This window comes from Isoptericola hypogeus, assembly GCF_039531145.1.
GTDB lineage: Bacteria > Actinomycetota > Actinomycetes > Actinomycetales > Cellulomonadaceae > Isoptericola > Isoptericola hypogeus.
The window spans coordinates 95,230-120,203 of record NZ_BAAAPM010000002.1 but is presented as its reverse complement, the minus strand read 5'-3'; the positions used below and the strand labels follow the sequence as shown (position 1 = coordinate 120,203).

General features: G+C 70.2%; 23 protein-coding genes, 1 pseudogene and 1 riboswitch. Of the genes and pseudogenes, 11 read left to right on the top strand and 13 right to left on the bottom strand.

Going from position 1 to position 24,974, the window contains the following annotated elements; genetic code table 11:
- The 4 genes and pseudogenes from ABD254_RS01030 to ABD254_RS01015 all read left to right on the top strand — a co-directional run.
- Positions 1-356: pseudogene (locus ABD254_RS01030) on the top strand (class 1b ribonucleoside-diphosphate reductase subunit alpha); the annotation flags it as partial.
- Between the two features lie 32 nt (positions 357-388).
- Entirely contained in the window at positions 389-1,369 is a 981-nt protein-coding gene (gene nrdF / locus ABD254_RS01025) for a class 1b ribonucleoside-diphosphate reductase subunit beta (RefSeq protein WP_344244761.1), read from the top strand.
- A 365-nt stretch (positions 1,370-1,734) separates the two neighbouring features.
- Positions 1,735-2,988, top strand: a complete 1,254-nt coding sequence (locus ABD254_RS01020; RefSeq protein WP_344244759.1) for a tyrosine-type recombinase/integrase — start codon at positions 1,735-1,737, stop codon at positions 2,986-2,988.
- 163 nt (positions 2,989-3,151) lie between these two features.
- On the top strand, positions 3,152-3,367 hold the full coding sequence (locus ABD254_RS01015) for a helix-turn-helix domain-containing protein (protein ID WP_344244757.1): 216 nt from the start codon (positions 3,152-3,154) through the stop codon (positions 3,365-3,367).
- A gap of 439 nt (positions 3,368-3,806) precedes the next feature.
- Here ABD254_RS01015 and ABD254_RS01010 read toward each other — a convergent pair whose 3' ends face one another.
- Positions 3,807-4,187, bottom strand: coding sequence for an ArsR/SmtB family transcription factor (locus ABD254_RS01010; RefSeq protein WP_344244755.1), 381 nt, complete (start codon positions 4,185-4,187; stop codon positions 3,807-3,809).
- A gap of 83 nt (positions 4,188-4,270) precedes the next feature.
- Here ABD254_RS01010 and ABD254_RS01005 point away from each other — a divergent pair, with 83 nt between their 5' ends.
- From ABD254_RS01005 to ABD254_RS00990, 4 genes are all read left to right on the top strand, one after another.
- A complete protein-coding gene (locus ABD254_RS01005) occupies positions 4,271-5,689 on the top strand; it encodes an FAD-dependent oxidoreductase (protein WP_344244753.1) in 1,419 nt (472 codons plus the stop codon).
- A complete protein-coding gene (locus ABD254_RS01000) occupies positions 5,686-6,186 on the top strand; it encodes a GNAT family N-acetyltransferase (protein WP_344244751.1) in 501 nt (166 codons plus the stop codon). Before ABD254_RS01005 ends, ABD254_RS01000 begins: the two co-directional genes overlap by 4 nt.
- Positions 6,187-6,340: 154 nt before the next feature.
- The gene (gene cmtR, locus ABD254_RS00995; protein ID WP_111251531.1) at positions 6,341-6,697 is read left to right on the top strand and encodes a Cd(II)/Pb(II)-sensing metalloregulatory transcriptional regulator CmtR; all 357 of its coding nucleotides are present in this window, start codon (positions 6,341-6,343) and stop codon (positions 6,695-6,697) included.
- The gene (locus ABD254_RS00990) at positions 6,694-7,350 is read left to right on the top strand and encodes a cation efflux transmembrane domain-containing protein (RefSeq protein ID WP_344244747.1); all 657 of its coding nucleotides are present in this window, start codon (positions 6,694-6,696) and stop codon (positions 7,348-7,350) included. Before cmtR ends, ABD254_RS00990 begins: the two co-directional genes overlap by 4 nt.
- A gap of 107 nt (positions 7,351-7,457) precedes the next feature.
- Here the strand turns inward: ABD254_RS00990 and ABD254_RS00985 are convergent, their stop codons facing one another.
- From ABD254_RS00985 to ABD254_RS21410, 5 genes are all read right to left on the bottom strand, one after another.
- The gene (locus ABD254_RS00985; protein ID WP_344244745.1) at positions 7,458-7,898 is read right to left on the bottom strand and encodes an arsenate reductase ArsC; all 441 of its coding nucleotides are present in this window, start codon (positions 7,896-7,898) and stop codon (positions 7,458-7,460) included.
- Between the two features lie 23 nt (positions 7,899-7,921).
- On the bottom strand, positions 7,922-8,971 hold the full coding sequence (locus ABD254_RS00980; RefSeq protein WP_344244743.1) for a metalloregulator ArsR/SmtB family transcription factor: 1,050 nt from the start codon (positions 8,969-8,971) through the stop codon (positions 7,922-7,924).
- Positions 8,968-10,086: an ACR3 family arsenite efflux transporter gene (gene arsB / locus ABD254_RS00975; protein ID WP_344244741.1), complete on the bottom strand. Its 1,119-nt coding sequence runs from the start codon at positions 10,084-10,086 to the stop codon at positions 8,968-8,970. The genes ABD254_RS00980 and arsB overlap by 4 nt, the downstream gene beginning before the upstream one ends.
- Complete coding sequence (gene trxB / locus ABD254_RS00970; RefSeq protein WP_344244739.1) at positions 10,083-11,111, bottom strand: thioredoxin-disulfide reductase; 1,029 nt, start codon at positions 11,109-11,111, stop codon at positions 10,083-10,085. The genes arsB and trxB overlap by 4 nt, the downstream gene beginning before the upstream one ends.
- A 251-nt stretch (positions 11,112-11,362) precedes the next feature.
- Positions 11,363-11,542 (bottom strand): hypothetical protein, encoded by a 180-nt coding sequence (locus tag ABD254_RS21410; RefSeq protein ID WP_425553598.1) that lies wholly within the window; start codon positions 11,540-11,542, stop codon positions 11,363-11,365.
- Between the two features lie 6 nt (positions 11,543-11,548).
- Between ABD254_RS21410 and ABD254_RS00965 the strand changes: the two genes are divergently transcribed.
- Positions 11,549-13,570 (top strand): heavy metal translocating P-type ATPase, encoded by a 2,022-nt coding sequence (locus ABD254_RS00965; protein WP_425553597.1) that lies wholly within the window; start codon positions 11,549-11,551, stop codon positions 13,568-13,570.
- A gap of 59 nt (positions 13,571-13,629) precedes the next feature.
- Here the strand turns inward: ABD254_RS00965 and ABD254_RS00960 are convergent, their stop codons facing one another.
- The 6 genes from ABD254_RS00960 to ABD254_RS00935 all read right to left on the bottom strand — a co-directional run bounded on the left by ABD254_RS00960 (position 13,630) and on the right by ABD254_RS00935 (position 19,701).
- Positions 13,630-14,523, bottom strand: coding sequence for a M15 family metallopeptidase (locus ABD254_RS00960; protein WP_344244737.1), 894 nt, complete (start codon positions 14,521-14,523; stop codon positions 13,630-13,632).
- 111 nt (positions 14,524-14,634) lie between these two features.
- Positions 14,635-15,366 (bottom strand): C40 family peptidase, encoded by a 732-nt coding sequence (locus tag ABD254_RS00955; protein WP_344244735.1) that lies wholly within the window; start codon positions 15,364-15,366, stop codon positions 14,635-14,637.
- An 89-nt stretch (positions 15,367-15,455) separates the two neighbouring features.
- Positions 15,456-15,609: riboswitch (cyclic di-AMP (ydaO/yuaA leader) on the bottom strand.
- 148 nt (positions 15,610-15,757) lie between these two features.
- Positions 15,758-16,714: a F510_1955 family glycosylhydrolase gene (locus ABD254_RS00950; protein WP_344244733.1), complete on the bottom strand. Its 957-nt coding sequence runs from the start codon at positions 16,712-16,714 to the stop codon at positions 15,758-15,760.
- Positions 16,715-16,802: 88 nt separating this feature from the next.
- Positions 16,803-17,420, bottom strand: a complete 618-nt coding sequence (locus ABD254_RS00945; protein ID WP_344244731.1) for a DUF305 domain-containing protein — start codon at positions 17,418-17,420, stop codon at positions 16,803-16,805.
- A gap of 101 nt (positions 17,421-17,521) precedes the next feature.
- Positions 17,522-17,971, bottom strand: a complete 450-nt coding sequence (locus ABD254_RS00940; protein ID WP_344244729.1) for a DUF6153 family protein — start codon at positions 17,969-17,971, stop codon at positions 17,522-17,524.
- Positions 17,972-18,234: 263 nt separating this feature from the next.
- A complete protein-coding gene (locus ABD254_RS00935; RefSeq protein ID WP_344244727.1) occupies positions 18,235-19,701 on the bottom strand; it encodes an MFS transporter in 1,467 nt (488 codons plus the stop codon).
- Positions 19,702-19,822: 121 nt separating this feature from the next.
- Here ABD254_RS00935 and ABD254_RS00930 point away from each other — a divergent pair, with 121 nt between their 5' ends.
- Entirely contained in the window at positions 19,823-20,134 is a 312-nt protein-coding gene (locus tag ABD254_RS00930) for a thioredoxin domain-containing protein (protein ID WP_344244725.1), read from the top strand.
- 34 nt (positions 20,135-20,168) lie between these two features.
- On the opposite strand, the gene ABD254_RS00925 is transcribed toward ABD254_RS00930, so the two are convergent.
- Complete coding sequence (locus tag ABD254_RS00925; RefSeq protein WP_344244723.1) at positions 20,169-20,678, bottom strand: DUF2306 domain-containing protein; 510 nt, start codon at positions 20,676-20,678, stop codon at positions 20,169-20,171.
- Between the two features lie 280 nt (positions 20,679-20,958).
- Between ABD254_RS00925 and mobF the strand changes: the two genes are divergently transcribed.
- Positions 20,959-24,501, top strand: coding sequence for a MobF family relaxase (gene mobF / locus ABD254_RS00920; protein WP_344244721.1), 3,543 nt, complete (start codon positions 20,959-20,961; stop codon positions 24,499-24,501).
- The last annotated feature ends 473 nt before the right edge of the window (positions 24,502-24,974 follow it).

Sequence of the window (24,974 nt, the reverse complement as noted above, 5' to 3'; positions counted from 1 at the left end):
ACTCGACGTCGTCGATCCACCCCGTCGCGGCCAAGATCGAGATCCGCAAGGAGGGCAAGATCGGGCGCGTCTACTACCCGGCGCCCTTCATGACGAACGACAACCTGGACTACTACCAGGACGCGTACGAGATCGGCTACGAGAAGATCATCGACACCTACGCCGCGGCCACGCAGCACGTGGACCAGGGGCTGAGCCTGACGCTGTTCTTCCCGGACACCGTGACCACGCGCGACGTCAACAAGGCGCAGATCTACGCCTGGCGCAAGGGCATCAAGACCCTCTACTACATCCGTCTCCGCCAGATGGCCCTCGAGGGCACCGAGGTGGAGAACTGCGTCAGCTGCATGCTCTGAGCAACTATCTGGAATTCGGGGAAGAGAAGAAGATGCCGCCCACGGGAACGCTCAAGCTCATCGATCGCGTCACCGCGATCAACTGGAACCGCCTGCAGGACGAGAAGGACCTCGAGGTCTGGGACCGCCTGGTCGGCAACTTCTGGCTGCCCGAGAAGGTACCGGTGTCCAACGACATCCAGTCGTGGCACACCCTCTCCGATGACGAGAAGCTCATGACCACCCGGGTGTTCACGGGCCTCACGCTGCTGGACACCATCCAGGGCACCGTGGGCGCCGTCTCGCTCATCCCGGACGCGCTGACGCCGCACGAGGAGGCGGTGTACACCAACATCGCCTTCATGGAGTCGGTGCATGCCAAGAGCTACTCCTCGATCTTCTCCACGCTCATCTCCACCAAGGAGATCGACGACGCCTTCGCGTGGTCCGAGGCGAACCCGAACCTGCAGCGCAAGGCCGAGATCGTCCTCGAGTACTACCGCGGCGACGACCCGCTCAAGCGCAAGGTCGCCTCGACGATGCTCGAGTCGTTCCTCTTCTACTCGGGCTTCTACGCCCCGATGTACTGGGCCAGCCGCGCCAAGCTCACCAACACGGCCGACCTCATCCGCCTGATCATCCGGGACGAGGCCGTGCACGGGTACTACATCGGCTACAAGTACCAGAAGGGGCTGGCCAAGCTCAGCCAGGCCCAGCAGGACGAGCTCAAGGCCTACACGTTCGACCTGCTCTTCGAGCTGTACGAGAACGAGGTCGAGTACACCGAGTCGCTCTACGGCGCGCTCGGCCTCACCGAGGACGTCAAGAAGTTCCTGCGCTACAACGCCAACAAGGCCCTGATGAACCTGGGCTACGAGGGCCTGTTCCCCAAGGACGAGACGGACGTCAACCCGGCGATCCTCGCCGCGCTCAGCCCCAACGCCGACGAGAACCACGACTTCTTCTCCGGGTCGGGCTCGTCGTACGTCATCGGCAAGGCCGTCGAGACCGAGGACGACGACTGGGACTTCTGAGACCCGTCTCAGGCCCAGGTCGCCGAACCGGCTGATCAGAGGCCCGGACCCGCGGACTTCCGCAGGTCCGGGCCTCTTTGCGTGCCCACTCGCCGTGGACACCGGAGGTCGACGATGGACCCGAGAACCCAGTCGGAGTGGCACGCAGGTGGCACGCGCACACCTGTCAGACGAGAGCGAGGCGGCCCGACGAGCCGAACTGCGGTTCGCGGAGCTGCCGGGCTCGTGCCACAGCGTGCCAGAGGGCAGGCGTTCGACGGCCTGCGATCCGCGACATTCCGCGGGTTCCGACGGCCGACGCCGACTCGCCTCGTGCCGTGGCACGGCGTGGCACGAGGCCACAGCCTGGCCTGCGGGAGGGCGCGATGAGCACGACGACGAAGCGAGAGGCGTGGGGAAGCCTCCGCAAGCTGCCCTCCGGCCGGTGGCAGGTCCGCTACCCGGCGCCGGACGGTCGGACGTACACAGCAAGAACCGCTGACGACACGGGGCTGACGTTCCAGACGAAGACGGACGCGAGGGCCTGGCTCGCCGCGACCCAGACCCGCATCGCCCGCGGCGAGTGGGAGGCGCCGGCGGCGGCCGCGGCGCGTCGGAGGCTGGCGGAGGAGGCCGCGCGGGCACAAGCCATCGGCTTCCGTGAGTACGCCGAGAAATGGCTCACGATGATCCGGCAGACCCCCAACCGCAGCGGCAGGATGCGGGCCCCAGCGACGATCCGCGACTACAAGGGCAAGCTCGACCGATACCTCGTCCCCGAGTTCGGCGACACCCCGGTGCGATCGATCGATGCCGCACGGGTCATGCTGCTCAAGCAACGGTTGGACAAGATTCCGTCGGAGCTCAACACGAACTCGGGACGCAACGGCGTGACGCGACCAGTGCTCGTGGTGCTGATGATGATCCTGCGCCAGGCGGCACGGGAGGGGATCACCGCGGCGGCCCCGCTGGTCAGCATCCCCAGGCAGATGCCCGTCCGGCACGACGCCGGTCACGATCCGGGCGAAGACGTTGCGACCCCCGCGCAGGTCGAGGCGCTGTACCAGGCGACGCCGCAGCCGTGGCGGATCATGGTGATGCTCGCCGCATGGTGCCAGCTGCGGCGGGGCGAAGCGCTCGGACTCCAGCGCAGGGACATCCAGTGGCACGACGACGGAACCGCGACGCTGTCTGTCCGCCGCCAGCTCAACGCGAACACCGGAGACTACTCGGACCCGAAGAGCGAGGCAGGGAAGCGGTCGATGAGCGTCCCGAGAATCATGCGCGAACGCTTGGCCGAGCATCTTCGGGCCCATGTCGCAGCAGAAGCGAGGTCGCCGCTCGTTCCGGGCAGCCCCCGCAGCGCAATGCCACTCTCCAACACCAAATGGGGCTACGTCTGGGCAGAGGCGCGCGACGCGGTGTCCAGCCTGCCGGAGCGGTTTCGGTTCCATGACCTGCGGCACACCGGCCTGACGATCTTCGCCCAGGAGGGCGCGACGCTCGCCGAGCTGATGCGCCGTGGCGGCCACTCTGACATCCAAGTAGTCCTGCGATACCAGCACGCCACGATGGAACGGGACCGCGAGCTCGCCGATCGGATGAGTGATAGTGCCCTGACGAGGATCGCGAAGAGGTGACGCTGGTGCTTCCAGATTCGTCGGATCCGGTCCCAGGCGGTCGTCGATAGGCATACCGGACCGTGGCCGGAGTACCGGCAGGGAACACGGGGTGCCTTCTGGGCACGGCGGAACACCTGTGTCGTGACAACGCCGCAGTGGCGTCGCTGGAAGGAGAACGATCATGCGAACCACGAACACGGAGAACCGGTCGGGGCCGCGCGGGCATCTCGTGGCCCTCGCCGACGCGGCGGAGGAGTTCAGCGTGTCGGTGAAGACCATCCGCCGGCGCATCGCCGACGGAACCGTCACCGGGTACCGGGTGGGCAGACTCATCCGCGTCGACCTCGACGAGCTGCGCGACAGGCTGGCAATCACGATCCCGTCGGCGCGGCCGTAAGGCCGCCGACCTCATGAGCGATGACCGCGGGCGTCGCTCAGTGCGGCGCAGACGCACTTGCGCAGGTCGCACGGTGCCGGTGAGTCCGCGGCACCGTTGACTTCCCCGAAGAGGCCTCGCCCGGCGATCGTCAGACGCCGTCCCGTCGACGTCACGCCCCACGGCCTGGAGGACGCCGACCGCTCAGCGGTGCCGATTCGGCACCGCCGGGCCGTCTCCCGGAGGCGCGGGCGGGGCGAGGTGTCCATGGCTCGATGGTGGACACGGTGCGTTACCGCAAACGTACGGGGTAGCTACCCCGTACGGACCCCGTACGCACCGGTAGTGACGGCGTCGGCGCAGGCCAGGGTGCGTACGGGGATCGGCTCGGCGAAAACGTGCGCGGGCCCGGGCGAGGGTGTGTGCGCGGGGATCGGGGGGCCGCCGCGCGCACCGCCGGCTATGCCTGCGGCGCGACGATCCGGCCGAGCGTGGCCTGGAGCCCTCCGAGCGCGCCCGGCACCAGCGAGTAGTACGCCCAGCGCCCGCGCTGCTCGCGCTCGAGCAACCCCGCCTCGACAAGGATCTTGAGGTGGTGGCTGACCGTGGGCTGCGCGAGGCCGAGCGGGTCGGTCAGGTCGCAGACGCACACCTCGTGCCCCTCGTGCGCGGCGGCGATCGAGAGCAGCTGCACGCGGGCCGGGTCGGCGAGCGCCTTGAAGCGGCGGGCGACGTCGACGGCGGTCTCGTGGTCGACGGCGGAGTCGTCGGCGGGTCCGCAGCATGCGGCCGCCGGGGAGGACGACGACACGGGTTCGAGGGCCAGGTCCGTCACGGTCATGCCCCCATCTTGCCACGCATCGAAGAATGTGGATATGTTGTGGTCCGCAGTCATCGAAGTTCATCAATACGGGGGAGTGCGTGATGGTCGAGACGGTGCGAGCAGAGCTGCCGGTGGTCGTCATCGGCGCGGGCCCGGTGGGCCTGGCCGCGGCGGCGCACCTGCTGGAGCGAGGGCTGGAGCCGCTGGTGCTGGAGGCCGGCGAGCGGGCCGGCGCAGCGATGTCCTCGTGGGGGCACGTGCGCCTGTTCTCTCCGTGGCGGTACGACGTCGACGCCGCGGCGCGCCGTCTGCTGGAGCCCGCCGGCTGGACGTCGCCCGATCCCGACGCCCTGCCGACCGGGCGTGAGCTCGTCGAGGGCTACCTCGCTCCGCTGGCGGCGACGCCGGCGATCGCCTCGCGGCTGCGCACGGGCACGCGGGTGCTCGCGGTCGCGCGGGACGGGGCGGACAAGACGCGCTCGCTGGGCCGCGACCGCCGCGGCTACCGCGTGCGGACCGTCGGCGCGGACGGCCGCGTGACCGACGTCCTGGCGCGGGCGGTGATCGACGCGTCCGGCACGTTCTCGACGTCGAACCCGCTCGGCGTGAGCGGGCTGCCCGCGGCCGGGGAGCCCGACGCCGCGGCGTTCGTCACCGGCCCGCTGCCCGACGTGCTCGGCGCCGACCGCGACCGCTTCGCCGGGCGGCACACCCTCGTGGTCGGCATGGGTCACTCCGCGGCGAACACGCTGCTCAGCCTGGTGGAGCTGGCCGAGGCGACGCCGGGCACCACGATCACGTGGGCGATCCGCGGTGGCTCGGCCCGCCGGCTGTTCGGCGGTGGCACCGACGACGAGCTCCCCGCCCGCGGGCTGCTGGGCACGCGGCTCAAGGACGCCGTCGACGCCGGGCGGCTGCGGCTGCTCACCCGGGCCTCGATCGAGCAGCTCGTCCCCGGCGCGGGGTCGGTGCAGGTGCTCGGCACCGCCAAGGACGCGCCGCTCGCCCTGGAGGTGCACGCGATCGTCAACGCCACCGGCTTCCGCCCCGACCTGGGCATGCTGCGCGAGGTGCGGCTCGACCTCGACCCTGTCGTGGAGGCGCCGAGCGCGCTGGCGCCGCTCATCGACCCGAACCAGCACTCGTGCGGCACCGTGCCGCCGCACGGCGAGCAGGTGCTGTCCCACCCGGACGACGGCTTCTACCTCGTGGGCATGAAGTCCTACGGCCGCGCGCCGACGTTCCTCCTGGCCACCGGCTACGAGCAGGTACGCTCCGTCGCCGCCGCACTGGCCGGCGACCGGGCTGCGGCCGACGCCGTCGAGCTGAACCTTCCCGCCACCGGGGTGTGCTCCACGGACCTGGCGATGGAGGCGGACGGCGAGTCCGCCGCAGGGTCGTGCTGCGGGAGCGCTCCGGCCGAGCCGCAGCTCGTCACGCTCGGCGTCGGCGCCCCCGCGGGCGTCGGGTTCGCGTCGGGCATCGTGCACGGCCGCTCGGGCGACGGCGAGGACGTGTGAGCCTTACGGCGCGCGCCGCGACTCCCGCCGACACGGCGGGGGTCGCGGCCATCTATGACCACTACGTCCTGACCTCGACGGCGACGTTCGAGCTGGACCCGCCGGGACGCCCGTTGTGGGATGCGAAGCTCGACGCCGTCCGGGACGGCGGGTGGCCGTTCCTGGTCGCGGACTCGGGCGGCAACGTCGCGGGGTTCGCGTACGTCGGCCCGTGGCGACCGCGGCCCGCCTATGAGCACACGGTGGAGGACTCCATCTACCTCGACCCCGCGCACACGGGCCGCGGCGTCGGCACGCAGCTCATGGCGCGCCTCGTCGAGGAGGCGGGGCGGGCCGGCGCGCGCGAGGTGATCGCCGTCGTCGCGGACATGGACTCGCCCGCCTCCCTGTCGCTGCACCGGCGGGCCGGGTTCACCGACGCCGGCCGTCTCGAACGAGTCGGGCGCAAGTTCGACCGGTGGCTGGGCACCACGCTGCTGCAGAGGTCGCTCGTCTGAGCCTGCCGGTGCTCTTGTCGACGGCGCTGAGCTGCTCTCGGTTGTCGGGGAAGATCCGAAGCCGCGTGCCGCGTGCGTTACGAGGGTCGGGCGTTGTGCCCCCGACGACGGACACCTCGAGATATTAGGTCAGCGAGTGCTGTATGGTCAGCCCATGCTGACCATTGCCTCGCGTCTCGACGTGATGAACCGTCTCGGGCGTGCCATGGCCGACCCGACGCGCTCACGCATCCTGATGTCCCTGCTGCACGGACCGAGCTACCCGGCAGTGCTCGCGCGCGAGCTGGAGCTCACCCGCTCCAACGTCTCGAATCACCTGACGTGCCTGCGGGACTGCGGCATCGTGGTCGCCGAGCCGGAGGGCCGCCAGACGCGCTACGAGATCGCCGAGCCGCGCCTGGCGCGCGCGCTGGTGATGCTGATCGACGTGACCCTCGCCGTGGACGAGGACGCCCCGTGCATCGACGGCGGCTGCCCGACGCCCGAGTGCGCAGGAGCGTGCGTGCGATGAACACCACCCTCACCGAAGAGCGGAGGAAGCGCCTGCACCGGCGGGTGCGATTCATCGTCGCCTTCACGATCACCTACAACGTGATCGAGGCCGTCATCGCGATCACGGCCGGCGCGCAGGCGTCCTCAGCCGCGCTGATCGGGTTCGGCCTGGACTCGGTCATCGAGGTCGCCTCGGCCGCTGCGGTCGCCTGGCAGTTCACCCGCAAGGACCCCGAACGATGGGAGAAGGCCACCGTCCGCGCCATCGCGATCGCATTCTTCGCCCTGGCCGCCTACGTCACTGTCGACGCCATCCTGAGCCTAACCGGCCAGGCGGACGTCGACCACAGCCCGCTCGGGATCGGCATCGCCGTCGCGAGCCTGATCATCATGCCGGTCCTGGCCTGGTTCGAGTTCCGCACCGGCCGCGAGCTCGGGTCGCGCAGCGTCCAGGCCGACGCGAAGCAGCTCCTGCTGTGCATCTACCTGTCCGGCACGGTGCTGATCGGACTGCTCGCGAACTCGCTGTTCGGGTGGATGTGGGCCGACTCCGTCGCCGCGCTGGTCGTCGCCGTCCTGGCGATCCGCGAGGGTGTCGAAGCCTGGCGAGGCGACGTCGAGTCGCCATTCGAAGTCCTCGAGGAACTGGCCGAAGAGGACGACGCTCACTGAGCGGACCCGCGGGTCGGACACATCGACGACGGACCTGCCTGGCTCAACACAGATGCCGGCCACACCCTCAGGGTGTGGCCGGCATCCTCGTCCTACGAGCTAGCAGCTCACGCCGTGGGCAGGGCGACGGGCTCGACGTCGAGCGAGGCGAGCAGGCCGCGCACGCGGCGCTCGATCTCGTCGCGGATGGGCCGCACGGCCTCGATGCCCTGGCCGGCGGGGTCGTCGAGCTGCCAGTCTTCGTAGCGCTTGCCGGGGAAGATCGGGCAGGCGTCGCCGCAGCCCATGGTGATCACGACGTCGGACGCCTGGACGGCGTCGGTGGTGAGCACCTTGGGCTGCTCGGCGGTGATGTCGACGCCGACCTCGGCCATGGCCTCGACGGCGACGGGGTTGATGCGGTCGGCGGGCATGGAACCGGCGGAGCGGACCTCGACGGCGCCGCCGGACAGGGCGCGTAGGAGCCCGGCGGCCATCTGGGAGCGGCCGGCGTTGTGCACGCAGACGAACAGGGCGGACGGCGTCGCGGTGGTGGGGGTGTCGGTCACGGTGGTCTCCGAGGTTCGGTCGTTCACGGGGTGGGAAGGTCGAGTTCGGGCAGCAGGTCGGCGAGCAGGGCGCGCACGCGGGTGTCGAGCTCGTCGCGGATGGCCGCGACTCCGGCCGGGGAGGCCAGGGCAGGGTCGCCGACGAGCCAGTCCTCGTACCGCTTGCCGGGCAGGACCGGGCACACGTCGCCGCAGCCCATGGTGATCACGACGTCGGCGGCGCGGACGGCGTCGTCGGTCAGCGGCTTGGGGAACGGCTCGTCGGTGCCCAGGGCGGCGAGCTCGGGGCGAACGGCGGGGTGGACGTCCGCCGCAGGCGTCGACCCCGCGGAGCGGACCACGACCCGGTCGCCGGCGTAGTGCCGAACGAGCGCGGCGGCGAGCTGGGAGCGGCCGGCGTTCGCGACGCACACGAACAGCACCTGCGGAGAGGTCGCAGCGCCGGCGTCGGCATTCCGGGATGCCTCGCGGGTCAGGTCGGCCAGGCGCTGGCGGACGAACCGGTCGGTGAGGGTGAGCAGGTGCGCCGAGACCTTCGCCGAGCGGGCCAGCGCCGTGTACGACTCGCGCACCGTGCGCAGCACAATGTCGCGGGCCAGGTCGGGATGCGTGGCCGCGAGGTCGGCGGCGAGCCGGTCCAGCGCGGCGTCGGCATCCTCGAGCCCGGTCAGGTGCGGGTGCTCGCCCAGGGCGTCCAGGGCTGCCGGCGCGAACGACTCGAGCAGGGTGCTGATCGCGGACTTGTAGCCGGGGGTGATGCGGTACCAGACCCAGGTGCCGCGCCGCTCGGAGGCGAGCACGCCGACGTCGCGCAGCACCTTGAGGTGGTGGCTCACCGTGGGCTGGGACACGTCGGTCAGCTCGGCCAGGTCGCACACGCACGCCTCCCCGGCCGGCGCGGTGGCGATGAAGGACAGCATCCGCAGCCGCAGCGGCTCGGCCAGCGCCTTGAGCGTGGCCGCGACCGCGCCTGCGGCCTCGGTGCCGATCGCGTGGGCCTCGATGCGGGGCCCGCAGTCCGAGTCGCGCACCGTCAGCGGCACGCGCTCCTCGGTGGTGTCGGTGGTGGTCATGACCTCACCTCGTCCAGCTCTCGTGCGGGCGGCTCGATGGCGTAGGGGTCGACGGCGAACCAGCGCCGGGCGACCCAGAGGGACACGTAGACCAGGCCCACCAGGACCGGGACCTCGATGAGCGGCCCGACGACGCCGGCCAGCGCCTCGCCGGAGGTGGCGCCGAAGGTGCCGATGGCCACCGCGATGGCGAGCTCGAAGTTGTTGCCCGCCGCGGTAAACGCCAGCGTGGTCGTGCGGGCATAGCCGAGACCGAGGAACTTGCCGAGCACCATGCCCAGGCCCCACATGACGGCGAAGTACACCAGCAGCGGCAGCGCGATGCGCACGACGTCGAGCGGGTTCGAGGTCACGGCCTCGCCCTGCAGGGCGAACAGCAGCACGATCGTGAACAGCAGCCCGTACAGGGCCCACGGGCCGATCTTCGGGACGAACCGCTCTTCGTACCAGTCGCGGCCCTTGGTCCGCTCGCCGATCCAGCGCGAGGCGAAGCCAGCCACCAGCGGGATGCCGAGGAAGACCAGCACGTTGAGCGCGATCTGCCCGATCGAGACGTCCAGTCCCTGGGTGTCGAGGCCGAGCCAGCCGGGCAGCACGGTCAGGTAGAAGTAGCCCAGCAGCGAGAACGCCACCACCTGGAAGACGGAGTTGATCGCCACCAGGACGGCGGCGGCCTCCCGGTCCCCGCACGCGAGGTCGTTCCAGATCACGACCATGGCGATGCAGCGGGCCAGGCCGACGATGATCAGGCCGGTGCGGTACTCGGGCAGGTCGGGCAGGAACGTCCAGGCCAGGGCGAACATCAGCGCCGGGCCGACGATCCAGTTCAGCAGCAGGGAGCTGACCAGCAGCTTCTTGTCGCCGGTGACCGAGGCGACCTTGTCGTAGCGGACCTTGGCCAGCACCGGGTACATCATCACCAGCAGCCCGAGTGCGATGGGGACGGAGATGCCACCGACCTCCATCGAGGCCAGCACGTCCGACAGGCCCGGGACGAAGCGGCCCACCAGCAGGCCACCGACCATGGCCAGGCCGATCCAGGCCGGCAGCCAGCGGTCCAGGGTGGACAAGCGGCGGGTCGCGTCCGCACGGGCGGTCGTCGTGTCGGCGCTCACCGAGCCGCCTCCCGCGCGTCGGCGTCAGCGAGGGCGGCCGGAAGACCGCTGGGGTTTGGGGCCGCAGGGGTGCCAGCGCCCTCGGCGTCGGCCAGCCCGGTGAGGAAGGCCTGGGCGTCGAGCGCGGCGGAGCAGCCGGAACCGGCGGCGGTGATGGCCTGGCGGTAGGTGTGGTCGACCGCGTCACCGCAGGCGAAGACGCCGGGCAGGTTGGTGCGGGTCGAGCGGCCCTCGACGAGGATGTAGCCCTCGTTGTCCAGGTCGATCTGGCCCTTGACGAGGTCGGTGCGCGGGTCGTGACCGATCGCGACGAACAGGCCGGTGGTGTCGAGCTCGCGCTGCTCGCCGGTCACGGTGTCGCGCAGGGTGATCCCGCTGACCTTGGAGTCGCCCGCGATGCCGACGACCTCGCTGTTCCAGGCGAACTCGATCTTCGGGTCGGCCTGGGCGCGGTCGGCCATGATCTTGGAGGCCCGCAGCGAGTCGCGCCGGTGCACGATCGTCACTTTCGAGGCGAAGCGCGTGAGGAAGGTGGCCTCCTCCATCGCGGAGTCCCCGCCGCCGACGACGGCGATGTGCTGGTCGCGGAAGAAGAACCCGTCGCAGGTGGCGCACCACGACACGCCCCTGCCGGACAGCTGCTTCTCCTCGGGCAGGCCGAGCTCGCGGTACGCGGAGCCGGTCGCGAGGATGACGGCGCGGGCCTTGAAGGTCTCGCCGCCGCCCGTGACGACCGTCTTGACGTCGCCGGTCAGCTCGACGCTCTCCGCGTCGTCCCACAGCACGCGGGCGCCGAACTTCTCGGCCTGCTCGCGCATGGCCTCCATGAGGTCGGGACCCTGGATGCCGGTGGGGAAGCCGGGGAAGTTCTCCACCTCGGTGGTGTTCATGAGGGCTCCGCCCGCGGTGACGGAGCCCGCGATCACGACGGGTGCCAGACCGGCACGCGCGGCGTAGACGGCCGCGGTGTAGCCGGCCGGGCCGGACCCGACGATGACAACCTCGTGGACCTGCTGTATCGACATGCCTCTATATTGACATGGACCGATGCAGCCTGTCACACCCCTGTCAGAGCCGACCGGTTCTGAGGCGCTGGCAAGCCGTCACCAGACGTTGCGGGCCCACTCATACCGGGGAAGGGTATGCAGAGGCATGAGGAAGGAATCAGATGGCTACCCGCCGTTCGCACCACGAACCTGAACGCCCACCTGCTGGCGATGCCGATGGCAGCCAGGGGGAACCTGTCCGTCACGTCCAGGCCTCGCGTGGGACTCACTCAGATCATGGTGCGCCTCGTGAGGGTCGCGGTCCTTCTGGTCACCATGACGGAGAGCTCGATCATCAGGGGCACGCTGTCCATCTGGGTAACGAGCGCCACGAAGGCGATCACGCCGGCCACACCGGCCACACCGGCCACACCGGCCACACCGGCCACGCGGGACATGGCGCGGACCATGTGGCGATGTTCCGGCGGTTGTTCTGGATCATGCTCCTGATGGCCGTGCCGACCGTGCTGCTCAGCGATATGTTCGCGGGCCTGCTGAGGTACGACCTGCCGGACGTCGCGGGCCTGGCGGTCGTGTCGCCCCTGCTGGGCACGGTGATCTACCTGTGGGGTGGTTGGCCGTTCCTGACCGGCGCGGTCTCGGAGGTTCGAGCGCGCAAGCCCGGAATGATGCTCTTGATCGGGATGGCGATCACTGTCGCGTTCGTGGCCTCGTGGGGCGCGACCCTGGGGGTTCTCTCGCACGAGCTGGACTTCTGGTGGGAGCTGGCGCTGCTGGTGGTGATCATGCTGCTGGGCCACTGGCTGGAGATGCGATCCCTCGCACAGACGTCCTCGGCGCTGGATTCCTTGGCAGCACTCTTGCCGGACGAGGCGGAGAAGGTCAGCGGCGACCAGGTGGTCAAGATCGCGCCGGCACAGCTGGAGCTCGACGACGTCGTGATCGTCAGGCCCGGCGGTCGGGTGCCCGCCGACGGCGACGTCGTCGAGGGTAGTGCCAGCGTGGACGAGTCGATGATCACTGGAGAATCACGGCCGGTGTTGCGTGAGGTCGGGGACCCGGTCGTCGCGGGTACGGTCGCCACGGACAACGCGGTGCGTGTGCGCGTCACGGCGGTCGGCGAGGACACCGCCCTCGCGGGTATCCAGCGGCTGGTCTCCGAGGCGCAGTCCTCGACAACGCGCGCTCAGCTGTTGGCGGACAAGGCGGCGGGCTGGCTGTTCTGGTTCGCGCTGATCGCCGCGATCGTCACAGTCGTCGTGTGGAGCGTGGTCGGTAGCCCGGATCTGGCGGTGGTTCGGGCGATCACCGTGCTGGTGATCGCGTGCCCGCACGCCCTCGGGCTCGCGATCCCTCTGGTCGTGTCGATCTCGACCGAGCGCGCGGCGCGCGGCGGCGTGCTGGTCAAGGACCGCGGCGCCCTGGAGCGCATGCGAACGGTCGACGCCGTGCTGTTCGACAAGACCGGCACGCTGACCAAGGGTGAACCGGTGTTGCGCGGCATCGTGACTGTCGACGGCACGGAGGACGAGCTCGTCGCCCGAGCGGCCGCGGCCGAGTCCGACAGTCAGCATCCGCTGGCCCGGGCGATCCTGGACGCCGCCGAGAGGCGCGGTCTGGAGGTGCCGCAGGCGTCCGACTTCAGCGCTTCGACAGCTGTCGGTGTGTCCGCCACAGTCGGGGGTCGGACGGTTGCCGTCGGGGGGCCGAACCTGCTTGCCGAGCACGGAGCCGTCTCCCTCGCCCAGGCCGGCGAGTGGTCCGAGCAGGGATCCACGGTGCTGCACGTCTTGATCGACGGGCAGGTCGTGGGTGCCCTGGCGTTGGCGGACGAGGTGCGTCAGGAGTCTCGCGAGGCCGTGGACGCGCTGCATGCCCTCGGCGTCCACGTCGTCATGATCACCGGCGACGCTGAACCCGTGGCACGCAGCGTCGCCGCCGAGCTGGGCATCGACCAGGTCTTCGCCGGCGTGCGCCCCGAGAACAAGAGCGAGAAGGTCCTCGAGCTTCAACAGCAGGGCCGCACCGTGGCCATGGTCGGAGACGGTGTGAACGACGCCCCCGCTCTCGCTCAGGCGGATGTCGGGATCGCCATCGGCGCAGGCACCGACGTCGCCATCGCCTCGGCCGGAGTGATCCTGGCCTCGGACGATCCACGGTCGGTGCTGTCCGTCATCGAGCTGTCGCGCGCGGGGTATCGCAAGATGAAGCAGAACCTGTGGTGGGCCGCCGGGTACAACATCGCGGCCGTGCCTCTGGCAGCCGGTGTGCTGGCTCCCGTGGGCTTCGTCCTGCCCATGGAGGTGGGCGCCATCCTGATGTCGCTCTCGACGATCGTCGTCGCGGCAAATGCCCAGCTGCTGCGACGTCTCGACCTCACTCCTTCGGCGTCTGTCGCTGCCGCCTATCGGTCTGCGCCCCAGCGCACTCAGCCGTCCACACCGGGCGTCGACACCCGGCAGGTGCCCGCGTCGTGAGAGCGGGCGGGCGACCAGCCGCCATCTGGCCGGTCAGGTCGCCCGCCCGGGTGCATGCCTCAGGACTCGACCTGGGCGACTTCCTCAGTGAGCTCCCAGTGCCACGGCTCGTACTTCGAACCGCCCGGGCGCGCCCACGGGGGGTTGTCCCACCCGAAGGAAGGCGCGTTCTCGGCGAGCCACGACCAGCGTTCACCGGCATAGGTCTCCGGGCACAGATCGACCGCGAGTCCCCATCCGTGATTCGAGGTTCCGGGGGTGGCCGCGAGATAGCCCTTCGCAGCTTTCACGGCGACCTGCTGATCGTAGGAGCGGTAGCCGTCAGTGATGCACATCGGCTCGCCGAATCGCTCGGTGTAGGCCTCGTTCACCTCGGCCAGCGCTACGGCTGCGTCGGAGCGCACGTGCGTCTGTCCGTCCCAGAGGTCGCACAGCTCGCTCGAGGGCACCTGGCCGTTCGACCCGGTCCCGGTGGCCTCGCCGCTGCAACCGGCGAGGGCCGGTTCGGGTTCCGGCTCCGGTGCGGGCTCGGGTTCCGCCTTCGGCTCCGGAGCGGGTGCCGGAGTGATCTTCACGCGATCGACGCGTTCCTCGGCGCGCGAGATCTTCGCCGACCGGTCGACCACGATCGGCGGCGCGGCGGGGACTTCAGTGCGGGCCGCCGGGTCGGAGGTGGTCTCTTGTGTCGTCGTGCGTTCGATGGCGGAGGCCCGGCGGCTGCTGTCGTTGTCGGCGGTGGCCACGGTGAACGAGGTCGTGGCCGTCACGGCGATCGCGAGTCCGATGCCGGGGCCGAGGGGCAGGCGGCGGGCCGGGCGCAGGGTTCGCCGGCGGGCTGCGCGTGTGGCGGACGGCAGGAGGCTGGCGTGTCGTCCCTTGGAGTGGCGTTCGCTGCGGCTGGATGGCCTGCCGGAGGAATCGGCAGACGGGTTCTGGGTGTGGGCGTGCTTCATCTGAGTCCTTTTTGCGGCAGAGTGGTCGCGTGGCTCATGCGGGCAGACGTCGGTCTGCCCCACGTGCGCTCGACCCTGCGCGGCGCGAGCTCGTGCAGGGTCGAGCGATCGTCAACTCATCCGCAAGAAGGTCGGGTTGTCCTGCCAGATCGACCGGTACCGGACCGTCTTTCCGGGGACCGGAGCCTCGACCTGCATGTCACCGCCGGCGTAGATGGCGATGTGGCCGGGGCTCCAGATCAGGTCACCCGGCTGTGCTTCCTCGCGCGAGACGACCGTGCCAGCGTCGCGCTGGCCCGAGGAGGTCCGCGGGATGGAGATGCCCGCCTCGGCGTACACGTACGACGTGAACCCGGAGCAGTCGAAGCCGGATGGGGTCGACCCGCCCCACTGGTAGGGGACCCCGAGGTACTGCATCGCGATCTCCACGATCGCTGAACCGTTGGCCGCGTCCGGGATGTCGGGGGCCGCTTCCTGCGTGGGCCCTGCCTCGGCCGGTCCGGGGGCCGCGGCGGCGCGCTCAGCGGGCTGGCCGTCAGCGTCGGCTTCCGGGCCCGGAGCAACCTCCGGCTCCGGCGCGGGCTCGGGTTCCGGTTCGGGTGCGGGCGTGATCGTGCCCACCGCTGTCTTCTCCACGGTCAGGACGGCGTCAGCAGGCACCGCGACGGCAGGCGCCGCCGTCAGTGCCTGGCGGGCCTGGGCAGTGATGGCATCGAGCCCGGCCGCGCTCAGCGCCTTGCCGTGGTCGGTGGCAGTCTCGGCTCCAGCGGGAGCGCCGAGTGTCGAGACGAGCACTCCCGAGCCGGCCAGGGCCAGCGCCCCGCGGCGTGCGACGGTGCTCACGCTCGTTCCGGCAGCCCGCGTCAGCGTGGTCAGTGGGGTGATCGGGGCGCGAGCGGCGCGATGGCGCCCGCGAGGAATCGGTGAAGCCATGGTCATCTCCTGACGCCTGCGAGGTTAGCTGTCGGGTTCGGGTCGGAGACTGACCCGGCCGGCGGGAAGATCCCGTCCGGCTTCACCCCGAGGACGCCGCAGCGCCCGTGAGTGGGTCCCCCGTCCCTGTCATGACGTGTGCGTGTTGCCCAAAGCGGTGACAGGGCTCGGCGTCCGCTCGGGCGCCTCGCAGGGCTGCGAGGTGGGGAGAACATACCCCGCGTCGCCCCCAATGTCACGGATTGATAACAGTGCCGGAGGCAAGCGTCGGGGGCCGGCGTCGGCGCGCTCGTCCGCGGCCTCATGAGATCTCCACCAGCGACACCCATGTGGCACCAAGATCCGGGCTGGACATGATGCGCTTCTCGGTGGCGACTACCAGATTCGTTGTGGCATCGGGGCTTGGGGCGGTCGTCATGGCCTCGATCGCTCCGCCTGCGGCGGTGCCGTGCGACCGCCAGCCGGTGGCGGACGGTGTAGCCGTCCAAACGAGGCCGTTGGTGTCGATCCCGACGATGTCCCCGCTCGCTTGGGTGTCCACGAAGACCAGTAGCGGAGCATCCGCGAGCTTGGAGAAGGACCGGGCCCCGTCCTGGCTGATCTGCACACCATCGGGTGTCGTCGCGAGAATCTGGTCCGGATCGTCGGCGAGGAACGCCAGGTCGTGGGCCGGGATCGTCGCGCCGCGATCCCAGGTCTGGCCGGCGTCGTTGCTCAGGAACATGGTGGAGCTGGCCGAATCCAGGCCGGCGATGCGTTCCGCCCCTGAGTCACTGGTTGCGGTGAGGGCATGGAAGTCGACCTCGCCACCCAGGGACACCGACTCCCAGGTCTGGGCGCCGTCGGTGCTGCGGATGAGCCCGAGGTTCGGCGTGGCGAGGTCGGGTGCCTCGCCGGGGCCGGGATGGCCGGATGCCAGGAGGTCGCCGTCAGGGGCGAGCGTCATGCCCATCGTGTCCTGCATGCCGGAGCCGATGCGTTGCGGGGCGGCCTCGTCCCTCGCGGGCGGAGTGGTCGGGTCCGGCAATGCCCAGACCCCTGTGTGGGTGGCCGCGTACAGGGAACGGTCCTGCTCGTCGAAGACGAGGGCATGTAGGTGGGAGAAGTCGGCCCGGCTCAACGAGGTGCCGGAAGCCGTCGCCGCACCGCCCGACTGGGCCGGGGACGAGTCGCCCGGCGGCGTGGAGCAAGCGGTCAGGGTGAGCAGCAACACGACGGTCGCTGGGATGCGGGCGGGTATGCGGGCAGGGGAGATCATCACACGTCCTAGCGCGCTCGAGGATGGGAGGAGCGAACCGAGATGGTGCGCCGGCGTCGATGACGGCCGGCGCACCACCTCCTTCTGGTTACTTCTCGGACAGGAGCTCGTCCATCGTGGAGATCTCTGCCTGCTGGGTCTCGACGATGCGCTCTGCCATGGCGACCGCGTCCGAGTTCTCGCCCGCGTCCACCTCGGTCTGTGCCATCGCGACGGCGCCCTGGTGGTGGGAGATCATCTGCGACAGGAAGAGCCGGCCAGCCTCGGAGCCGCTGGCGTTCTCAAGGGCTTCCATGTCGTCGGCGCTCATCATCCCGTTCGTGGACCCGTGGTCCATCGAACCCATGGAGTCCATCGAGCCGGACTCGGGGACCGGTGCGCCCCACTGCTCGAGCCACTCGGTGAGCTGCTCGATCTCCGGGGCCTGGGCGTCCTTGATCTGGGCGGCGAGGTCCAAGATTCGCGGGTCGATCCCCGACTTGTCGGCGATCAGGTCCGACATCTCTACCGCCTGCTGGTGGTGCGGGATCATCATCTGCGCGAACTCGACGTCCGCATCGTTGAACGGCGCCGACTCGGCGGGCGACTGCTCCGCTGTCGGGCTCGACATGGTGGACATGTCGTGCGCGGGCTGCTGCGTGTTCGAGCACGCGCCGAGCACGGCCACGGCGGCGACCACGAGAGCAGGCGCAAGGGTGCGCTTCATCAAGGTAGGGCCTTTCTTGGGTAGATCCACTGCCGGACCATGGGTGGTCCGACATCGGCGAGTTCCGACGTGTCGAGGCTCGACACATCGGCTCAGGGGACCTACGTCCGAGAAATGCCCAGGGCATGCAGCGACGGGGCGCTGGAGAAGACCACGCGCGAAGGCGATGCGGTGCGAGGGCCAGCACGCGTCCAACCGACCACGAAAAACAGCCTGCGCACCGGAACCGTCAGCGTCAGCAGCACGACGAGCACCATCAGACACATCGCGGTCATCAACTCGTGTCCGCCACAGCTGTGGTCGCACGGCTGTGACGCGTCGCCTGAGTGATCGATCGCGCTCACCTCTTGCCCGTGCCCGGGGTCCGCCGGGTCGGCGTTCGCACCGGCGTCGACGTGCTTCGTCGCTACCGGCGCGCCGTGGGCGGTCGACGAGCCGCTCATCGCGTGCATCGTCACCACGCCGAGGACGAGCATGACGATCATGAGCGCAGCACCCAAGCGCCGCCGAGGATCGGCGAGCAGCGACTGGAGGGTGCGAAGCGCGTGCATGACGAGGTCCAGGCTAGCGAATCTCGAACAGCCCATCCGACACTCCGACGTTGCCCGGGACTTTGGTATCAGAGCCGTAGACCGCGATCGTGGCCCTGGGGTGATGCGTCGACGGTATTGCGCGGTGGGGGCCGAGACCCGGTGTCGACGTAGCCGGAACGACCAGGCGCGGAGCTGTTCGAGGCTTCAAGTGAAACTGACCGAGTCTGTGGTGCCTCGGAATCGGGTTCTGACGGTCTTGAAGCCTCCCGGGAGAGGCGCCCCTACTGTTGCTCCGCTGCGGTTGCCTGCTGACCTCGGAGAAGGGCGAGGGCGAGGACGGCGGCGGCGAGGAGCACACCGGAGGCGACCGTGAGGGCGGTGCTGTATCCGGCCACGAGTGCCTGGTCGGTAGCCAGCGCGGCGTTGGCTGGGCGTGCGGTGACGGTCGCTGCGATGCCGGCGAGGAGCGCGAGACCGATCGCGACGCCGATCTGCTGGGCGGAGTTGAGCAGGGCGGAGGCGATGCCGGCCTTGTCAGGGTCGACGCGGTAGACCGCGGCCTGGGTCAGGGTCAGGACGCCGAGGCCGAAGCCGAGTGCGAGGACGAACATCGCCGGGGCGAGGTGCAGCCAGTAGCCGGAGTCGACGGTGATCGTCGAGAACCAGAGCGCGGCCGCGGCGCCGAGCAGGGCACCGGTCGCGGCGACGTACCGCGGCGCGATGCGCAGCAGCAGCTTCGGCGCGATCCCGGCGCCGACGACGATGCCGAGCGCGAAGGGGAGCCAGGCCAGCCCGGTCTGCAGCGGGCTGTAGTGCTGGACCTGCTGCAGGTGCAGCGTGAGGACGTAGAAGGTGCCCATCGGACCGATCGCGAGCAGCAGCATGGTCACGTACGCGCCGGTGCGGTTGCGGTCGTGGAACAGGCTGAGCGGCAGCAGTGGGTTCCTGCTGCGGGCCTGGGTGAGGACGAACGCCGTCAGGAGCACGGCGGCGGCGGCCACGAGGGCGATGGCGACGGGGTCGCCGAGGCCGTCCTCACCGAACCGTGTGATCGCGTAGACGAGGGCGATCATGCCGGCGGTGCCGAGGACGGCGCCGAGGACGCCGAGGCGGCCGCGGTGGCGGTCGGCGGCCACGAGGGTGCGGCTGCCGAGCAGCACCAGGAGCCCGATCGGGACGTTGATGAAGAACACCCAGCGCCAGCCGAGCGTGTCGGTGAGGACGCCGCCGAGCAGCAGGCCCAGGATGATGCCGAGCCCGGACATCGCGCCGTAGAGCGAGAGTGCCTTGTCGCGCGTGGCGCGGTCGGAGAAGGTCGTGGCGATCAGGGCGAGGGCGTTCGGGGCGGCCATCGCGGCGCCGATGCCCTGCACCGCACGCGCGATGACGAGCATCGCCGTCGTCTGTCCGAAGCCGCCGGCCAGGGACGCGAGGACGAACAGCGCTATGCCGGCCTGCAGGGTGCGGCGCCGGCCCCACAGGTCCCCGACCCGGCCGCCGAGCAGCAGCAGTGCGCCGAACGCGAGGATGTAGGCGTTGACGACCCACGGCAGGTCGACGGCCTCGACGCCGAGCTCGGTCTGGATGCTCGGCAGTGCGATGTTCACGATCGAGTCGTCGAGCACCAGCATCAGTTGTGCGGTCGCGATCACCAGCAGGGCCACCAAGGCCCCCCGCTGGGACGTTGTCGTCTGGTTCTTGGCCACGCCGTCCTCCCGTTCGCGGCCCTCGGGCCGCGTCGTCGTCATGTGCCGGCTGCCCGTCCGGTCGGCCGGGGCGGCCCGACGACTATACCCCTGTGGGGTATATGCTCAGGAAGCCTCGCCCGCATCTGACGGTCGGGCACGTAGAACGAGAGAGGATGGCCCCGTGAAGGTTGAGCTTCTGGTAGTCGACGCATGCCCCAACGAGGTGCCCGCACGGGACGCGCTGCGCAAGGCGCTGGACCGGGCCGGCATCGACGCACCGATCGCGACCGTCGTCGTCCGCGACGACGACCAGGCCCAGGCTCGCGGCTTCCTCGGGTCGCCGTCGTTCCACCTCGACGGGCGAGACCTGTTCCCCGCCCCCTCGGCCAGCCCTGGTGTGGCGTGCCGCGTCTACCCCACGATCGCGGGACTGCGCGGCGTGCCCGAGGACGACGCGCTGGCCCTCGCCGTCGAGGCGCGCATCCGAGGTTGACCGCACTCAACGGGCGCCGGTCGAAGGTGCCGGCTCAGAGCCCTGCGCCGGTGCTGGGCGGAGGGCGATGTCGCCGTATCGCCCAGACCGTGATCGGTGCACCGATCGCTGCGGGCAGGATCCAGAACGACCAACCGGGTAGCCGCTCCCACACCGGCAGGTGTGGCCCGTTGTCGACGTAGAACGCGGTCAGCATCGCGACATACGCCAGGCCCATCCAAGCGATATGCACGCCGTCGCTCTCGCCGCGGCGCCGGTTGTGCCACCCGAGCAACACGGCGGCCAACGCGATCCCGCCGAGGACGGCCAGGTGCACCGTTGCGGGCCAGCGGATCACCACCATCACGACCATCGACCCGAAGAGAGCGACGACCCCACCCAGGAAGACGCGCCCCGCCGTGATGTGCCAGCGACCGCCCTTGCGGGCGAGCATCGCGACCAACCCCGCGAGCACCCCCGTCAGCCCCGCGGCCACGTGCACGAGCAGCGCGAGGTCGAACACCGGACCTGCGTCCGGCTCCGGCAACCCCGGGATATCGATCACGGTCGCCTCCGACCTCGAGCCCCATCCCAGCGTCCCACCGTCGCCAACCCCCAGGGTTGTGGGACAGTGCAAGACCGACCGATTCTGACGCCGCCCTTCCTCGGGCCCGACGCGCCGGCGACACGCCGCTCAAAAACCTGCTCTAAAACTCCGCGGCGTCGAAACCAACGGCGAACGTTTTGCCCCGCTGGCGGAGCGGTGATCCGGGATACCTCTCCCCGTACGCATCGTGTTCACACCTCTGGCACCCGAGGCGGGTCGAGTTCCACACCTGTCAGGTGTGACGGTTTCGCTGCGGGTGATCTCGGCCGGGCAGGGGTATTCCTACCTGCTGCGGTCGGTCGTGACCGGTGACGGGAACGAGCCGCAGGCTTCGGCGTTCACCCGATACTTCACAGAGGCGGGTACGCCGCCCGGGGTGTGGATGGGCCGCGGGGTCGAGCACCTGGGCGACAGCGCGCTTCGGCCAGGTATGACGGTGACACCGACGCAGCTGCAGGCGCTGCTCGGGCATGGTGCGGACCCGGTCACCGGTGAGCCGCTGGGCCGCCCGTTCCGGGAGTACCCGACGACGGCGGAGCGTGCTGCTCGCCGGGTTCGGAGAGTGGATCGGTCGCTGCCGGCGGCAGAGTTCGATGCCGAGGTGGGACGGATCCAGGCCCAGGAAGCAGCGCGCGGTAGCCAGACGGCGACGGCGGGGTTCGACCTGACCTTCTCGGTGCCGAAGTCGGTGTCGGTGCTGTGGGGGCTGGCAGATGCGACGACGCAGGAGCTGATCGTCGCGGCCCAGCACGACGCGGTCACGCAGGTGCTGGACTTTCTGGAGCGGGAGGTCGCCGCAACACGCACGGGTCGCGGGGGAGTGGCGCAGGTCCCGGTGGTGGGGGTGGCGGCGACGGCGTACGACCACTGGGACTCCAGAGCGAACGACCCGCAGCTGCACACCCACCTGGTGATCGCGAACAAGGTCAAGGCCGCCCACGACGGGCAATGGCGCACCCTGGACTCCCGCGCCCTGCACCACGCCGTCGTCGCGCTATCCGAGCACTACAACGCCGTCCTCGCCGACCGGCTCACCAACACCTTCGGCATCGGATGGGGGCGGCGCGACCGCGGCCCCGACCGCTCACCGCAGTGGGAGATCGCCGGCATCCCCGAGGAACTGCTCACGGAGTTCTCCTCCCGCAGCCGCGACATCGACGTCGCGACCGACCGACTGATCGCCGACTACACGACGATGCGTGGCCGTCGGCCCTCGCCGCGCACGATCGTGAAGCTGCGCGCGCAGGCGACCCTGGCCACGCGGCCGGAGAAGACCGTCCACTCGCTGGCGGACCTGACCGTCGACTGGCGACGCCGCGCTGAGCAGTTGATGCACAAGGACCCGACAGACTGGGCACGCAACCTCACCACCGGACGGACCGCCCATGTGCTGACCGCCGACGCCGTCCCGCTCGACGTCGTCGAGCAAGTTGCGGCCGAGGTGGTCGCAGCGGTGTCGCAGAAGCGGTCGACGTGGCAGCACTGGAACCTGTGGGCCGAGGCCTCGCGACGGACGATGCGTCTGCGGTTCGCCACCGGCGAGGATCGCGAGCAGGTCGTCGCGATGATCACCGACGCCGCCACTCGACGGTCGATTCAGCTGACGCCGGCAGAGCTGGCGAGCAGCCCGGCGACACTGCGGCGCGAGGACGGTTCCAGCATGCTGCGACCGCGGCACGCCGATATCTACACCAGCGACGAGCAGTTGGGGATGGAGGATCGGCTCCTCACTCTCGCTGCGGACCGCGGCGGACCGAGAGCCGTGTCGAGCCGGCTGAACCGGAGCGCGAGCACCGGGCCGGGGGAGCCGCGACTCGACGCGGAGCAGGTCGAGGCTGTCAGCCGGATCCTGAACTCGGGCCGGCGGCTCGACCTCCTGGTCGGCCCCGCAGGAACTGGCAAGACCACCAGCATGCGGGCACTCCGCAACGCATGGGTGGCAGAGCACGGGACTGGCGCGGTGGTCGGGATGGCGCCGTCGGCCGCCGCATCGCAGGTGCTGGCGGAGGACCTTGGCATCCGCTGCGACAACACCGCCAAGTGGATCTACGACCATCGCCATGGCCGCGCGGACTTCGCACCAGGGCAACTCGTCATCGTCGACGAGGCCACGCTCGCATCGACGCGTGCTCTGGACACCATCGCGACCCGCGCCGCGCAGGTTGGCGCGAAGGTCGTCCTCGTCGGCGACCCGGCGCAGCTGCAGTCCGTCGACGCCGGCGGAGCGTTCGCCATGCTGGTCGGCGCCCACGGTGACGACGTGCCGCGGCTGACCGAGGTGCGCCGGTTCGCGCACGACTGGGAGAAGACGGCCTCGCTGCGCTTGCGTGACGGCGACACGGCCGTCATCGACCAGTACGAGGAGCACGGCCGGATCCGGGAGGGCAGCACCGACGAGATGACCGACGCTGCCTACGCCGCTTGGAGGTATGACACGGAGAGCGGCAGGGGGAGCATCCTGGTCACCGAGTCGGCTGAGAACGTCCGACGCCTCAATGCCCGTGCCCGTGCCGAACGCATCGGCCAGGGTCTCGTGTCTGCCGGGCGGGACGTCGCCCTGCGCGACGACGCCCGCGCATCGGCCGGCGACGTGATCATCACGCGCCTTAACGACCGCCGGCTGCGCACCAGACCACATGGTTGGGTGCGCAACGGCGACCGCTGGATCGTCACCCACGTCCGGCGCGATGGCGGCCTCGAGGTCAGTCCCGACGGTCGACGGCAGGGGATCGTGGTGCTGCCATCGAGCTACGTGGCCGACCACGTCGACCTCGGCTACGCGGTCACGGCTCACCGTGCGCAGGGACTGACCGTCGACACCGCGCACGTCGTCGTCTCGCCGTCGAGCACCCGCGAGAACCTCTACGTGTCCATGACCCGCGGGCGGCGCGCCAACACTGCCTACGTCGCCCTGGATACGCCGGACCCGCTGCACGCCACCCCGGCAGCCCCGGAAGTCACCGCGCGCAGCGTCCTGTTCGGGGTAGTGAACCACACCGGCGCCGAGCTCTCGGCGCACCAGGTGACTGAGACCGAACAGCACCGGTGGTCCAACATCGGTCAGCTCGCCGCCGAGTACGAGACCATCGCCACCGCCGCTCAGCGCGACCGGTGGACGCGACTCGTGCGACACGCCTTGCGCGACGCAGGTGGACTCACAGCGGCAGAGACCGAACAAGCGATCCAGTCCGAAGCGTTCGGAGTGCTTGCCACCGAGCTACGCCGAGCCGAGGCGTACGGCCACGACGTCGACGCGCTGCTGCCATGCGTCGTTGCTGATCGCAGCATGCTCGACGCCGACGACGTCGCCGCCATACTGACCGCTCGCCTGACCCGCGCCACCGAACGCCCGGCACGTCGCACGACGCCAGACCTCATCGCAGGCCTCATGCCCGCAGCCCGTGGCCCGCTGGATGACGACGTCTCACAGGCTCTCGCCGAGCGCCGATGCCTCATCGAAGCACGCGCCCGGACTCTCGCAGAGGCCGCCGTCGCTGACCGCGCGCCATGGGTACAAGCCGTCGGCTCTGTGCCGATGGGCGCCCGCGAATTCGAACTCTGGCTTGCCGCTCTATCAGCCGTCGCCGCCTACCGCGATCGATACACCATCGCGGGGCCGCAGCCACTGGGCACGGAGGCCGATTCGCATGCACAGGAGCGCGACCGCGGTCGAGTGGCAGAGGTACTGCGCCGGCTGAGGCTGACTGGTCAACGGCAGAGGGTCAGGACTGGCCACCGATCGAGCCGCACCATCGACGTCGTTGTCCAAGGTCACCAGTAGTTGCGCTTGCACCCCTGGAGGTGCGCTCGTCCTCGTCGAGTCGGTGCGTTCGTCGGTAGGTGCCAGCCGACCGCGCGGCGGCAGCAGGTGTCGATGGCGCACAGTGCCCCACAGCCAGCAGGAGAAGTGCGGCAGTAGATCGGTGGGCCCCTTGTCGGGCGATGAACTGCGCTGACGAGTCGTGCCACGCCCGAACGGTGCCGAGTACATTGGGGAACGTGCCCGTCCGACGGCGGAGCGCTAATCAATTGTGAGTGGCACGCAGATGGCACGTGACTGCGAAGTCGCGGGAAGATCCGCGGGAACTCGCGCCTCATGGCTCCTTCGGGTAAGAACTGGGACTTCTGAGGCCCACCTCGGACCCGGTAGCCCGTAGCGGCTGACCAGAGGCCCGGACCCGCGGACTTCCGCAGGTCCGGGCCTCTTTGCGTGCCCACTCGCCGTGGACACCGGAGGTCGACGATGGACCCGAG

What these genes read in the sequence shown, in the direction of transcription:
- ABD254_RS00965 (WP_425553597.1), top strand. Translation starts at nt 11,549, where the DNA reads ATGTTCCGGCGGTTGTTCTGGATCATGCTCCTGATGGCCGTGCCGACC.
- ABD254_RS00940 (WP_344244729.1), bottom strand. Translation starts at nt 17,971, where the DNA reads ATGCACGCGCTTCGCACCCTCCAGTCGCTGCTCGCCGATCCTCGGCGG.
- trxB (WP_344244739.1), bottom strand. Translation starts at nt 11,111, where the DNA reads ATGTCGATACAGCAGGTCCACGAGGTTGTCATCGTCGGGTCCGGCCCG.
- ABD254_RS01005 (WP_344244753.1), top strand. Translation starts at nt 4,271, where the DNA reads ATGGTCGAGACGGTGCGAGCAGAGCTGCCGGTGGTCGTCATCGGCGCG.
- ABD254_RS00960 (WP_344244737.1), bottom strand. Translation starts at nt 14,523, where the DNA reads ATGAAGCACGCCCACACCCAGAACCCGTCTGCCGATTCCTCCGGCAGG.
- ABD254_RS00990 (WP_344244747.1), top strand. Translation starts at nt 6,694, where the DNA reads ATGAACACCACCCTCACCGAAGAGCGGAGGAAGCGCCTGCACCGGCGG.
- ABD254_RS00935 (WP_344244727.1), bottom strand. Translation starts at nt 19,701, where the DNA reads ATGACGACGACGCGGCCCGAGGGCCGCGAACGGGAGGACGGCGTGGCC.
- ABD254_RS01015 (WP_344244757.1), top strand. Translation starts at nt 3,152, where the DNA reads ATGCGAACCACGAACACGGAGAACCGGTCGGGGCCGCGCGGGCATCTC.
- ABD254_RS00950 (WP_344244733.1), bottom strand. Translation starts at nt 16,714, where the DNA reads ATGATCTCCCCTGCCCGCATACCCGCCCGCATCCCAGCGACCGTCGTG.
- ABD254_RS00980 (WP_344244743.1), bottom strand. Translation starts at nt 8,971, where the DNA reads ATGACCACCACCGACACCACCGAGGAGCGCGTGCCGCTGACGGTGCGC.
- ABD254_RS21410 (WP_425553598.1), bottom strand. Translation starts at nt 11,542, where the DNA reads ATGGTCCGCGCCATGTCCCGCGTGGCCGGTGTGGCCGGTGTGGCCGGT.
- nrdF (WP_344244761.1), top strand. Translation starts at nt 389, where the DNA reads ATGCCGCCCACGGGAACGCTCAAGCTCATCGATCGCGTCACCGCGATC.
- ABD254_RS01010 (WP_344244755.1), bottom strand. Translation starts at nt 4,187, where the DNA reads ATGACCGTGACGGACCTGGCCCTCGAACCCGTGTCGTCGTCCTCCCCG.
- ABD254_RS00945 (WP_344244731.1), bottom strand. Translation starts at nt 17,420, where the DNA reads ATGAAGCGCACCCTTGCGCCTGCTCTCGTGGTCGCCGCCGTGGCCGTG.
- cmtR (WP_111251531.1), top strand. Translation starts at nt 6,341, where the DNA reads ATGCTGACCATTGCCTCGCGTCTCGACGTGATGAACCGTCTCGGGCGT.
- ABD254_RS01020 (WP_344244759.1), top strand. Translation starts at nt 1,735, where the DNA reads ATGAGCACGACGACGAAGCGAGAGGCGTGGGGAAGCCTCCGCAAGCTG.